The sequence below is a fragment of the Bradyrhizobium sp. UFLA05-109 genome (assembly GCF_054185165.1).
This window is the reverse complement of sequence record NZ_JBBIAR010000064.1, coordinates 41,501-53,833: the sequence shown is the minus strand read 5'-3', so window position 1 is coordinate 53,833 and position 12,333 is coordinate 41,501. Positions and strand designations below refer to the sequence as shown.

The 12,333-nt window shown below is 55.6% G+C and carries 11 protein-coding genes; 6 read left to right on the top strand and 5 right to left on the bottom strand.

Annotated features, from left to right (window positions below; genetic code table 11):
* On the bottom strand, positions 1–545 hold a 545-nt coding region (locus Q3C01_RS34905), incomplete at its 3' end, for a sugar phosphate nucleotidyltransferase (protein WP_458149806.1).
* 170 nt (positions 546–715) lie between these two features.
* On the opposite strand from Q3C01_RS34905, the gene Q3C01_RS34900 reads away from it, so the two are divergent.
* From Q3C01_RS34900 to Q3C01_RS34890, 3 genes are all read left to right on the top strand, one after another.
* Positions 716–2,002 carry a glycosyltransferase family 4 protein gene (locus Q3C01_RS34900; protein ID WP_458149803.1) on the top strand — a complete coding sequence of 429 codons (1,287 nt, stop codon included), beginning with the start codon at positions 716–718 and terminating at the stop codon, positions 2,000–2,002.
* A complete protein-coding gene (locus Q3C01_RS34895; protein WP_458149802.1) occupies positions 1,999–2,976 on the top strand; it encodes an NAD-dependent epimerase/dehydratase family protein in 978 nt (325 codons plus the stop codon). Before Q3C01_RS34900 ends, Q3C01_RS34895 begins: the two co-directional genes overlap by 4 nt.
* A 118-nt stretch (positions 2,977–3,094) precedes the next feature.
* Entirely contained in the window at positions 3,095–3,979 is an 885-nt protein-coding gene (locus Q3C01_RS34890) for a class I SAM-dependent methyltransferase (protein WP_458149801.1), read from the top strand.
* A 193-nt stretch (positions 3,980–4,172) separates the two neighbouring features.
* Here the strand turns inward: Q3C01_RS34890 and Q3C01_RS34885 are convergent, their stop codons facing one another.
* The 3 genes from Q3C01_RS34885 to Q3C01_RS34875 form a co-directional block, all read right to left on the bottom strand.
* Positions 4,173–4,880, bottom strand: coding sequence for a hypothetical protein (locus Q3C01_RS34885; protein ID WP_458149800.1), 708 nt, complete (start codon positions 4,878–4,880; stop codon positions 4,173–4,175).
* A gap of 18 nt (positions 4,881–4,898) precedes the next feature.
* Positions 4,899–6,344, bottom strand: coding sequence for an MOP flippase family protein (locus tag Q3C01_RS34880; RefSeq protein ID WP_458149799.1), 1,446 nt, complete (start codon positions 6,342–6,344; stop codon positions 4,899–4,901).
* Between the two features lie 355 nt (positions 6,345–6,699).
* The gene (locus Q3C01_RS34875; RefSeq protein ID WP_458149798.1) at positions 6,700–7,599 is read right to left on the bottom strand and encodes a hypothetical protein; all 900 of its coding nucleotides are present in this window, start codon (positions 7,597–7,599) and stop codon (positions 6,700–6,702) included.
* A 220-nt stretch (positions 7,600–7,819) separates the two neighbouring features.
* On the opposite strand from Q3C01_RS34875, the gene Q3C01_RS34870 reads away from it, so the two are divergent.
* Positions 7,820–8,578: an FkbM family methyltransferase gene (locus Q3C01_RS34870; protein WP_458149797.1), complete on the top strand. Its 759-nt coding sequence runs from the start codon at positions 7,820–7,822 to the stop codon at positions 8,576–8,578.
* A 45-nt stretch (positions 8,579–8,623) separates the two neighbouring features.
* Here the strand turns inward: Q3C01_RS34870 and Q3C01_RS34865 are convergent, their stop codons facing one another.
* Entirely contained in the window at positions 8,624–9,556 is a 933-nt protein-coding gene (locus Q3C01_RS34865; RefSeq protein ID WP_458149796.1) for a glycosyltransferase family 2 protein, read from the bottom strand.
* Positions 9,557–9,717: 161 nt separating this feature from the next.
* On the opposite strand from Q3C01_RS34865, the gene Q3C01_RS34860 reads away from it, so the two are divergent.
* Together Q3C01_RS34860 and Q3C01_RS34855 are read left to right on the top strand one after the other, a co-directional pair.
* Positions 9,718–11,055 (top strand): glycoside hydrolase family 16 protein, encoded by a 1,338-nt coding sequence (locus Q3C01_RS34860; protein ID WP_458149795.1) that lies wholly within the window; start codon positions 9,718–9,720, stop codon positions 11,053–11,055.
* A 100-nt stretch (positions 11,056–11,155) separates the two neighbouring features.
* A complete protein-coding gene (locus Q3C01_RS34855; protein WP_458149794.1) occupies positions 11,156–12,325 on the top strand; it encodes a glycosyltransferase in 1,170 nt (389 codons plus the stop codon).
* The last annotated feature ends 8 nt before the right edge of the window (positions 12,326–12,333 follow it).

Sequence of the window (12,333 nt, the reverse complement as noted above, 5' to 3'; positions counted from 1 at the left end):
TAACCCGAATTGACGTAGTCGGCCGCCTTCACCGCGTCCGGCTTCTCGACGAATTTGGTGACCACGCGCACCTCGCCCGTGACCACTTCCCCGGGATTGATGTAGCCATATTCCGTCGCCGGCCGTTCCGGCTTGACGCCGAAGGTGACGATGTAGCCTTCGCCCGCCGCAACCAGCCCCTGCCGGCAAGCCGCGACGAACGCGGCAGCGTCACGCACGACGTGATCGGCGGCGAGCGCCAGCACGATCGCCTCGTTGTCGCGGCTCTGCGCAAAGGCAGCTCCGGCCGCAATCGCCGGTCCCGAGTCGCGCCGCGTCGGCTCCAGCAACACATCGGCCTCGATGCCGATCTCGGCGAGCTGCTCCAGCACCATGAAGCGATAGGCCGCATTGGTGATGACGATCGGACGATCGAACAGCGCGCCATCGGAGACGCGCAAGAGCGTGTCCTGAAACGTCGAGCGCGTGCCGAACAGCGGCAAAAACTGTTTCGGGCGCACCTCGCGCGAAGCCGGCCATAGCCGCGTGCCCGCGCCGCCGCACATAATCAGGGGGATAATGCGCTGTCCACTGGAGTGGGCAATATCCCGCGAACACAAATCAGTCACAAACAGTCCCCCTGTCATTTGACGCTCACATATCTGCTAGCAAGTACTATTCCAACTGTTCAAATCACATAAGTCTGTCATGCCGTTAACGGTTAAGGTACAGAACAATGGACAGTACACATGGATTAGGGCATGTCATTTATAAACGGATCCGGCGAAAATTTGAGCGTGAGCCAGGTGCTAGATTGAATATTTTGGTTCACGACTACGCTGGCCACCCGTTTCAGGTTGATTTAAGCCGCGAACTCGCCGCACGAGGACATCAGGTCACCCACGCCTATTTTCAGGGCGATCCTGGCCCCAAGGGTCGGCTCGAACGCTCCTGCTCCGATCCGATCAACCTGTCCTTCAAAGGCGTGGCTCTGTCGCGCCCCTATGACAAGGCGTCATTCGTGCGGCGCCGGTTTGACGATGTCGCTTACGGGAAGGCGGTCGCAGAACTGATGCTCGCCTCGAAGCCGGACCTCGTCATCTCGGGAAACACGCCCACCGAAGCTCAGTCGGCTATCGTCAAGGCGTCCCACAAGAGCGACGCTGCCTTCGTGTTCTGGGTCCAGGATTTTTACAGCATCGCCGTTTCGAAACTGCTGCGAAAAAAAATGGGGGCCGCAGGCGCTGTCATCGGCGCCTATTATACGTTTCTCGAGCGCGGACAGTTTGCGAATTCCGACGCGATCGTCGTGATCACCGATTCCTTTGCCGACGTTGCGAGAAACTGGGTTCGCGCCAAGGACAAAATCTTCACGATCGAGAACTGGGGCGCATTAAACGAGATCTCGCCTCTATCGAAGGACAATGACTGGGCGCGCCGTCACGCGCTCGCCGACACTTTCAACTACCTTTACTCCGGCACGCTCGCGCTGAAGCACAATCCTCATTTGCTCATCGACCTCGCCAGGGAAGTGAAGGGGCGCGCCAATGTTGTGGTCGTGAGCCAGGGGGTCGGCGTTGCGACGCTCGAGAATGCCAAGCGGGAACAACGGATCGACAACCTGATCCTCCTTCCGCTGCAACCCTTCTCCGATCTTCCCAAGGTACTTGCGACGTCGGATGTGACGGTCGCAACGATCGAGCCGGACGCCGGAATGTTCTCGGTTCCCTCCAAGGTGCAGTCATATTTTTGCGCACAACGCCCAGTACTGCTGGCCGCTCCGGCGGAAAACCTTGCGTCGCAGGTGGTGCGCCGGATCGGCGCAGGTCTCGTCGTCGATCCCGCTGACAGCGAGGGTTTCTTGCGCTCGGCGCTTCGGTTAATGGACGAGGATGCATTGCGAATAGGTGCAGCCGAAAGTGGTAGGAATTTTGCTTTGAACAATTACGACATCAAGCGGGTCGCGGACCGTTTCGAAACAGTATTCCAATATGCCATCCGTGCGAGAAAGGGAAATTCATGACTAAGACTGCCCTGGTTTGCGGTGCAGGGGGCTTCATCGGCGGGCACCTGGTCAAGCGGCTGAAGCGCGAAGGGTTCTGGGTTCGAGGTGTCGACCTCAAGTTCCCTCCCTTCGCGGAAACTGAGGCGGATGATTTCGCGGTCGGCGATCTCCGGGATCAGTATTTCTGCCGCCAGATCACGGATCGCAGGTTCGACGAGGTGTATCAGCTTGCCGCCGACATGGGCGGAGCTGGCTACATTTTCACCGGCGAGCACGACGCCGATGTGATGCACAACTCCGCCACGATCAATCTGAACATGCTCGATGCCTGCCAGAAGCGGAACGTGCGTGGCATGTTCTATTCGTCATCGGCCTGCATGTATCCCGAACACAACCAGATGGACCCCAACAATCCGAACTGCGCGGAGGATTCCGCCTACCCGGCGAATCCCGACAGTGAGTATGGCTGGGAGAAGCTGTTCTCGGAGCGCCTCTACCTCGCCTACAACCGCAATCATGGCATGCGCAATCGCGTTGCACGCTATCACAACATCTTCGGACCCGAGGGTACCTGGGAGGGCGGCAAGGAGAAGGCGCCGGCCGCGGTCTGTCGCAAGGTCGCGCAGTCGATCAGCGGCGGCGAGATCGAGATCTGGGGCGACGGCACCCAGACCCGCTCTTTCCTCTACATCGACGAATGCCTGGAAGGAACGATCCGCCTGACCCGGTCGGACTTCGAAGGCCCTGTCAACGTCGGTTCGGAAGAGATGGTCACCATCAATCAGCTCGTCGACATCGTCGCCGACATTGCCGGCAAGAAGCTTCACAAGAAGCACATCCCCGGCCCGCTTGGCGTGCGCGGCCGCAATTCGGACAACCGCCTGATCGGACAGAAGCTCGGCTGGAAGCCCTCTGCCTCGCTCCGCTCAGGCCTCGAAAAGACCTATGAGTGGATCGAGCGGCAAGTCCGAAGAAATAGGATAGCTGCGTGAGGTCTTGAGCTCCGGTATCCTTGAGTCACCCTCAAGCCACGACCGAGTTGAGTCTGCATTCGCGCTCGGCAACTTCGACTGGTAGGGCAAACTGCCCTACCTTGACCGGAGCATCGAGATGAAAAAGTTGGTCAGGCAGCTTTTCAATCGTGTTGGGTTCGACATTAGCCGAGCGGACAATGGAAAGCCGCGATGGAGCGGCATCGCCAACGATTACTATCCGATCGATCCTCATCCCAGATGGGGTCACGGTCAGAAATCGCATCCACAGATAGAACGAGTTCTTGCGTCTCAGTTGGAAGACTTCAAGAAGCTCATAAATGGATTTGAAAAATACAAGCGTGCTTTTTCCGACATTCCATTTGAGGCCGCTTCTCAAACAGCGCCATATTGGAACAATATCTGGTTCAGCACGCTCGATGCTGCGTCTCTTATGTTTTTTATAAATGAGAGATCGCCCAAGACCTATCTCGAAATCGGAAGCGGCTTTTCAACGAAGTTTGCTCGCGCCGCGATTGGCGCCGCTGGATCGGAGACAAAGCTCCGCTCAATAGACCCGCATCCGCGCAGCGAGATCGACGACATTTGCGACGAAGTTACGCGCGTCCCGTTAGAGCTTGTGGACCTCCAGGCGTTCGAAAACCTTGCTCCCAACGACATCGCCTTCTTTGATGGCTCTCACCGGATGTTCACGAATTCCGATACAACCGTCTTCCTATTGGACGTTTTGCCTCGCCTTAAACCGGGTGTCCTTGTACATCTTCACGATATCTTTTGGCCTGACGACTATATTCCTGAGTGGAACTTGCGGCTCTATTCGGAGCAATATGCTCTTGGCGCAATGCTACTGGGAGGCATGTCTCGATACCGCGTGGTGCTTCCAAATTATTTTGTATCGACCAATCCGGAAACAGCGCCTCTCGTCTCCAAGTTGGGAATCCCAACAACATACCCAGGCACCAATAAGCCCGGCCTCTCTTTTTGGATCGAGGTCCTGTCATAGTTTCGCGCACGTAGTGTCGACGCAACTGCATCTCACGACAGAAGCTACTGTTACCGTCAACGACCTACGAGTGGATCGGGTGACAGCTGCATCCCGATACCAAGAAGGCGGCAGCCCGAGCCGGGGTTGGACCGAGCCGGTTGGCATGTCCAGCCACCCTTTAGAGGCGAACGGAATCGTCGGAAATGGATGCTCAGTAGTAGGCAGCCCCCACGTAATCGCCACCGGCAATGATGATCTGCGCCTTGTTGGACACAACGCCTCCGACCTGAAACGCGATTTTCCTTGCCGCCAAATGGGATTGGATTTCGCGGATCAGTAGCATTTCACCCTCCCGCCCAGCGTCGTCAACAACGATGATGAAGCTGGACGGATTGATCCAATCGATGAGCTCCACGGCGGCAAGGCGAGAAAACCGGTTCTCTGCTACACCGGCAGGAGGGCCGTCGATCACGAGAAGCTCAATGCTGCTCTTCGTCAGCGGCGCGAAATCATAACCGGCGATCTTCCTGCCTTGAACCTGTTTCGGAACGAGCGACGTCCTGATGACATCGTGCGACACTTGCTGAGAAACCCGATAGGCCCATCCCTGATCGTGCTCCAGCGTCCTCACGCGGGATTTCAGCACGCCCTTCCTGACCAGTAGATCGAACAGAATAGACGTCTGGCCCGCGCCGAGCTCAAGCACTTCCTTGATCGGATAATCGAGCGCCGCCCTCAAGAGAAGGTACAAGAGGCCATAGTTTGCGGCAGAACCAACAGGATAGAACCTGACGCCATCCGCATTGATGGATGAAAGATCCCGCTCAAAGATGTGCTGATACACAGTTTCCATGCTGGCCCCGCGGGTTCCCGCGTCGAGCCTGTGAATGACCTCTTTGAGACGCGCCCTCAGTGCCATAGGCTCTCCTCCGAATGCTCAGGCCCTTTTGAGTACCGTAGCCCTCATATCCGCAACAATATCACGAGCAGCGACGACCATGGTGGCCACATAGATCGCTGTGCCGACCACAACAAGTGACGCAAGCTGAACGATCTGATGCCATGATCCTGGCAAAATGAAGTTCTCGATCGAGATGACCAAGGCCACCATCACAATCGCCGCCAGCAAAGGCCGACACAGGCTAATCGCGACGTCGGAGAGCCGCAAATGGACCTGGATCACCGTATAATGAAGGTAAATCAATGACGTCAGAAGGTTGGCAAAGAAGTATGCTCTCGCAACACCTACCGCACCCTGCGGCAACCCCAATACGAAGCTTGTCACGAAGATGAGCGAACATACGAGCCCAAGGTTTCGCATCAATCGCGTCTTTCCAGTCGCAATCAATACTGTACCTGTCGTCGACACGACGGATTGCAAAAGGCCGGTCGGCGCCAGCCAGGCAACGATATCGGATGCAGCCCGCCATTTCTCACCCAAAACGAAGACTACGAACGCCTCTCGGACGGACCAAAGCCCCAGCATCAGGGGAGCGGAGATGACGAAAATGAACTGCAACAATCTAAGATATTGGCGTCCAATTAACGCGGGATTTTTCTGGTGTCCGCTGAAAATCGGCAGAAGCGCTCGATTGAGCACAAAAGTGAGGTTCTGGAGGGGAAAAAGCATAATTCGGTATGCGATGCTGTAGTAGCCGAGCGCAATCGGGCCCAAAAATCTTCCGATCAGAATGGCATCGGCGTTTCGTGTGAAATAGTTGACGACATTGAATGCAACGAGATTTCCACTGAAGCCAACGACGCCAAAAAGTTCCGCCTTGCTCCATTGAAGTCCTGGCTTCCACCGCGAGATACGCCAGAAAATCATCGTAGAAAGAGCTGTTCCGATCAGAGTCTGAATGACCAAGCTCGTTGCGCCGGCACCTGAGAGAGCCGCAACAATGGCCGCGATCACCCCGCAAGCTGTCGAAAGAGTCTCAATGATCGCAACGCTGCGAAAACGACTGCTTCGTTCGAGCAGCGCCAAATGAGTTGCGCCCGACGAAGCAATTGGGAAAGCCAGGGACAATGCGATCAGCAAAGGCTGCACCCCAGGCTCGTTAAATGCCCTTGCTACCAGAGGCGAGGTAATCGCAATGAGTCCACCCACAACGAACCCGAATAGAAGGCTGAACCAGAAGACGGTGTCGAGAAGCTCACCCGACAATTGCTGCCTCTGAATGATGGCAGCCGAGGTACCCATGTCGCGAAAGATTCCCGCGAAGTTCGTGACGATGGTCGCCATCGCCAATAGGCCGAAATCCGATGTCGGCAATATGCGCGCCATCACCATGACGCTAGAGAGCTGAAGCCCCACACGCGCGATCTGCGACATCGCATTCCATTGAACGTTGGTAAGGGCTGAGCCTGGCGTTCTGTTCATCCGAGTCCTTCAATGCATCATCGGCCTCGCAGACCGGAAGCATAGCTATCGAGCTTCTATCCGCGAAAAGCCAAAATGCAACATTAGCTAAGGCCTGGCAATCTGATGTCTACGAAGTAGTTAGATTGTCAGATTGTCTAGAGATCCGGCGCGAAACCCGTCCTCCGGCCCTAACGCACACGACCGGCGTCAGTACGGCACCGCCGTGATGCTGTATTTGACGATGACGTCGAAGGCAATGAGATTGCCCGCTGGAGCCAGCGACTCTCCGAAGCAAATCCGCTCGATCGATGGCACCACCCCAGGCCGAGATTGGCGGGAACAGTGGCCTTGAGAACAGCCACAATTCCAAAACTCAATTTTGGCTGGAAGAAACTTGACCTAACAAGGATCGCACTTCCGTTCTTAGAGCAGCGCCATCCTTGTCAGACTTGACAGGATGAATGGCGATCAGTCGCCGGTCCACGATTTCCTTTGGACTCAACGGTATCGGCGGACGAAACTGTATCCACGTCTGAATGGCGCCAACAGAATGATCGTTGAGTTCAATCAATTTGTGTCCCGCGGCGAGGGTCCCAAGCGACAACAAGGGATCATCCCCCTTTATTTGCCGACTTCCCCCCTCTGGCATCGCGGCCCAGAAACCACTCTCCTTGAGCGCTCTGATCGTATCACCATGAAGAATGTAGAATGAAGACAATACGTGATGCCCCAGCTTGTAGTGATGCTTGAACGCCTTCAGCAGGTGCGTCGTGTAGAACGGAAATCCGAACCGCAGCTTATTAGTCTTGAGATCGCGTCCGACAGGTGACAGATCCTTGATGAATTTGTTTCGCCACAACCGATGGTCTCGTACCGCTCCTGTGGGGGAACACATATATGCCCCAATCATCCCGGGTCCGTTTGCCGCAAACCTCTCGCGCGCCAAGTCGACCATTCCTTCTCTCAGAAGGCACGCATCCGGATCAAGCTGAATTGCCATCTCCAACTGCGGGAAGCGGGTAATCAAGGTTTCGTAAAGACGAAACATAGACACGGCAATTCCCAAATAACCTTGGCTGGTTGGATTGCTTTCCAAATGGACACGGCCTGGAGAGCTCGCTGCAAACTCCTCAAGCTTTTCGCGAGTGCCATCGTTTGTCTTGTCCTCTCGCACCCAGGCGATCGTGCCCGGATAAAGTCGCAAGGCCCAGGTCAGAGAATCGATCGCGATATCTGCTTCACCAGGACCAACCAGCATGACAAACACAATCATTTGTCACCCCGCCAGCGGCCACGAATTGGGCTAAATTGTTCGGCGGCAATGACCGATGCCAGCCTGCGAAAATGCATATCCCCTTGCTCCTGACATCATGAATGAACGGCGCGCGGCAACATTACTCCAAAATTTGAACCGGATGACGGAGGTTGGACAAACATTTATCGATTTTCTAGCCAATTGCTAAACGTACGCGGTCAATGGTTTCGGAGCCAAGATGACATCGATCAGGAGGCACCTTGGGCGTGCGCTTGCGCCCTTGATCTATCGACAAGGATGGTCCGTCGTGCCGCCGAGCAGACGTGCCGCTTGGCCAGAGCATAATTTTCTTAGTTCGTTCCTTCGAAAGTACGCTGTCGATTGCGTCCTCGATGTTGGAGCGAATGTTGGTCAGTTTGGAAATGAACTGAGGATGTTAGGTTATCAGGGAAGGATAATTTCCTTTGAACCCGACCCTGGTTGCTTCCGAGAACTGGAAAGGTGCGCGCGTGCAGACGGCAATTGGCATGCCGCAAATCTTGCTTTGGGTGACGCCAACGGGTCAGCGGCTTTCAATATCATGGCAACGCGCGTTTTCAATTCGTTCTTGGCTCCAACGACGCGTGAAGCTTCCGATTACGAAAAGCACAATGTCGTCAAAGAAGTCGTTACTGTTGAAGTCAGGCGGCTAGATGAAACATTCCAAGATCTGGCAAAGAAATTTGATTTTAGCCGCCCGTTTCTCAAGATGGACACCCAAGGTTTTGATATTCGAGTGTTTAATGGAGCCGCAGGAGTGCATCAATCTCTCGTCGGCCTAAAGAGCGAACTCTCGATCAAGCGCTTGTACGAAGACGTCCCCGACTGGACGGAAGTCATTCGATTGTATGACAAAGCGGGCTTTGAGCTAGCGGGGATGTTCTCCGTGCATCCAGAAAAGGATCGACTGATCGAGATGGATTGCTATTTCAAGCCGAAGCGTGCCCTCGTTCCTTAACCTAGCCGGACATAAGGCAGGAAGCGCGTGGCGCAGAAGTTTCACCTAACACGCCATCGTGGTGTCGTGCGGATTGCCTTTCATCGGGGGAGGAAGCACAACTGGCTGTCTCCGCAAGGCTTTCAGCATCCGCCTGAATACCCATTTTGCGGATTGCCGATCTTTGAAGCCGAGCCGCAGCCCCGTGAATGCCGCCAATAGCGGCTTCTTCGACAGCTGCCCCCGAAATGCGTGCCGGAAATACAGCGCCGCCGCGGCATCCGAGGTCATCAAATGACCAGCCACCCGCAACCAGACTAAAGTGGGATCTATCGACTTCTGCACCGAAACGCGGTTCGGATCGTGCTCACTCCACCAAGCAGCCAACGGCTCATGCCAGTAGAGAAATTCCGCTCCCCCTTTAACGAGACGGAGTCCAAAGTCCACGTCTTGGTGTCTCTTCAGTCTCTCATCAAACCGCACGGCCTTTGCAAGCTGAGTAGGCACCAGGAGAGTCGAAGTCTGAAATGTGTAGCAGTGAACCAGGAAGTATCTGCTGATATCCTCTCCCTGGTGAGGCGGACGAGCGTTTATCGGTATACCGTTCCAAGTTCCTCCGTCCAACAGTGCATTCGCGCAAACGAAGTAGTTGCCCGAATTTCGACCTCCGATCTGAGATAGCTGTACCGCCATTTTGTTGGGGAACCATCGATCATCAGCATCAAGAAAAGCGACCAGATCGCCACGGGCTGCATCAATCCCCGTATTGCGCGCTACATTGCCTCCGCGGTTGCGTTCGTGACGGATAATACGAACGCAAGGATCGATGTCCGTGAGCCAAACCGTGTCCGGCAAATCGGTAGAGCCATCATCTACGATAATAATTTCGAGAGGCCTCGGGTTCTGAGCGAGTGCACTTCGAATTGCTCCTTCTATCCTGTCGGCACGGTTATAGGTCGGTATCACGACCGAGACGGTCATTGAATCGTGCAGGTTCACAGAGATACACCTCGCGGCAGAAAGTGAATGTCAGCGACCGGCGCCCGGTCGCAAGCATTGAAGAGCGGGAACTAGGCCACAATCACAGCTTTAGCTTACGAGAATTCGATTGTTCTTTCACTACCAGTTTGAGATACAGTTTACAAACGAGGGCATCAAGCATGTATCAGCGCTTCGTAAATCTTGTTTCTGCCGCAGCGGTGATCTTGGCAACCTTGCCGATCTCACCCGCGAAATCTGCGGGATGGGAGCTGGTTTTCTCGGACGATTTTAACGGCAATCAGCTGGATCGGAACAAGTGGGCCACACGTTTCATCTACAACAATGAAACGCTGGACCACTTCAATGACGAGATCCAGCGTTACCGCGATAGCCAGATCACGCTCTCCGGCGGTGTTCTGGATCTCACCGCCGAAAAGAAGCCGGGAACAAGCCTGTTCGACTCGGGGCTGATCCGCAGCCATCGGACTTTCTATTATGGTTACTATGAAGCCCGCGTGTTTCTCCCGTCCGGCAAGGGCATCTGGCCCGCATTCTGGCTCGAAGCCGATTACGATCAGGACGGACGAACGTGGCACCCTCCTGAAATCGACATTTTTGAGTACGTCATAAACGGCGTGGAAGACAGGCCGAATATGCTGCACTCCAATGCTGCAGGACGTGGTGATTACGTGTTTACGGACCCTTCGTTTCAGACGAAATTTGCTGAAATGATGGGCAAGGAGAACCTCAACGAAGGCTGGCATGTTGCTGGCATGGCGTGGCAACCGGACCGGATCACCTTGTTTTGGGATGGTCATCGGATCTACACAAAAACGTATCAATGGCTTCGGAGAGACGGCCAGCTGGGCCCACCTGCCCACATCGATTTCAATTTCGCGGTCGGTGGCGGTTGGGCTGGCCGCCATGGCATTGACGAGAGCGCATTCCCTCAGAAATTCAGAGTGGACTATGTTCGCGTGTGCCAATTTACTTCGTCTGACAAGGGCAAGCGACAGTGCGGGCCGAGCGATATGACGCCCGATCCGCACGAGTTCGGCTACGCCGACGCGCCGAATGACATGCCCAAGCCGGAATTCCTGAGAATGGATCATATCGGGGACACCCGCGCAAATTCCGGCGCCGTCGCATTGCCGATGACCGGCAATCGCCTAAACCTGACCGTGCCGATCAAGTTTCCGGAGCAGTATCCATCTGAACGAACGCTGCGCGTGTCCGTCATGGATGAAGCGACGGGGACAACGGTGACTTCTGCAAGCCAAAAACTTGATCTTGCGACGCTGGCCAAACGCCCCGATGGCACGGCTGCCGTCGACATATCGTTGCCAGCCCTTCAACGGCCCGGTCGCTTCCGGTTCGATGCAACTCTCATTGCGGAGACGGTTGACGCGAAAGGCGCCAAGCAAACGCTGCCGGCGCCAGCCTCCTGCTCGACCGACTTGCGGCAACCCGTCAAGGCTCGGAGCTGCCAGCTCTTGCGCGTGGATGTACAGCCTTGAAATTTCAATCTTGCGATAGCTGTGACCCGAGCCGTCGGGTGAAATGTCTTCGGCAGGTAACCAGCATGGCTCGTTCGAGCTGGGGCGGGAGCCTGAACTCTTGAAAAGGATATTGTGGATCTCCGGCCGCCTGCCAAGCCCGCTTTTCAGCGGCGACGCGCTCTACTCTGCGGGCCTCATCAAATCGCTTGCTCTGACGAATGAGGCCGAGGTTACTGTCGTCGGATCGAGGAGAAGCGAGCAGGCCATCGAAATGCCCTTTCTCGGTCTGCCACAGATCAACTGCGTCGACACACCTCCGTCACAGGTCTCCGCAGCGTTCAGCCTGATCTCGCCGCTACCGAAGGACGCATACTTTCTGGCAACTCCCGATCTCAGAGCGAAGTTGCTCGAGCTGCTGAGCCGGCGCTGGGACTGGATCGTGATCGACCATGCATACTCTTCGGGTTTCCTCGACATTATCCTGAGCCGTCGGCAATCCGCGTCAATCTGCTATGTCGCGCACAACGCCGAAGGACTCATTCGACGCGAGATTGCCCGGAATTTTGACAGTCCGGCACGTCGCCTGCTCATGGGATACGACGCGAGCAAATATAGAAGCCAGGAGGACAAGATTCTGCAATTCGCCGACGCGGTGATTTGCATCACCGACGAAGACGCATCCTACTTCGGCCGCTCGGTCAAAAGGACATACGTGCTCCCGCCGGTCTTCCTCGGCCAGGCTACTCCCCCGCGCTCCCTGACATCGGATACGCCGCGAGCCCTGCTCCTTCTTGGATCCTTCGATTGGGTCGCCAAGCAAAGAAACCTCGATATCCTGATCGACAGCCTTCTGTCGCAATTCAAGCTCCACGGAATATCGCTGAATGTAGTCGGTGGCGTCCCCGAGCCGCTTCGCGACCGGTATGCGTCATTGAAATCGCACCTGGTCTTTCATGGTCGCCTGCCGGACATCTCGGAGATCGCCAGCAAGTGCCGAGCCGGGCTCGTGCCGGAGCTCTTCGGCGGGGGCTTCAAGTTGAAGATGCTAGACTATGCATTTGCAAGATTGCCAATCTTCGGCCTGAAAAACGCCATTGCCGGCACAACCGAAGAGGAGCAGTCTGCCATGTTTCTAGCAGAAGGCGTGACAGGGCTAGGCACCAAAATCGTCGAGAATATCGACAATCTGGAGCTCTTGAATCAGGGCCAGACCAGACTTTTCGCGATGTTTTCCGACAGATTTGGCCTGGAAAGCTCCGCAGTGCGCATACACCGGGCTCTCCTTTGAATGTGCCG

Excerpts from the sequence above, each read along its gene's own strand:
- Q3C01_RS34900 (WP_458149803.1), top strand. The coding sequence starts at position 716 with ATGGACAGTACACATGGATTAGGGCATGTCATTTATAAACGGATCCGG.
- Q3C01_RS34880 (WP_458149799.1), bottom strand. The coding sequence starts at position 6,344 with ATGAACAGAACGCCAGGCTCAGCCCTTACCAACGTTCAATGGAATGCG.
- Q3C01_RS34875 (WP_458149798.1), bottom strand. The coding sequence starts at position 7,599 with ATGATTGTGTTTGTCATGCTGGTTGGTCCTGGTGAAGCAGATATCGCG.
- Q3C01_RS34860 (WP_458149795.1), top strand. The coding sequence starts at position 9,718 with ATGTATCAGCGCTTCGTAAATCTTGTTTCTGCCGCAGCGGTGATCTTG.
- Q3C01_RS34870 (WP_458149797.1), top strand. The coding sequence starts at position 7,820 with ATGACATCGATCAGGAGGCACCTTGGGCGTGCGCTTGCGCCCTTGATC.
- Q3C01_RS34895 (WP_458149802.1), top strand. The coding sequence starts at position 1,999 with ATGACTAAGACTGCCCTGGTTTGCGGTGCAGGGGGCTTCATCGGCGGG.
- Q3C01_RS34890 (WP_458149801.1), top strand. The coding sequence starts at position 3,095 with ATGAAAAAGTTGGTCAGGCAGCTTTTCAATCGTGTTGGGTTCGACATT.
- Q3C01_RS34885 (WP_458149800.1), bottom strand. The coding sequence starts at position 4,880 with ATGGCACTGAGGGCGCGTCTCAAAGAGGTCATTCACAGGCTCGACGCG.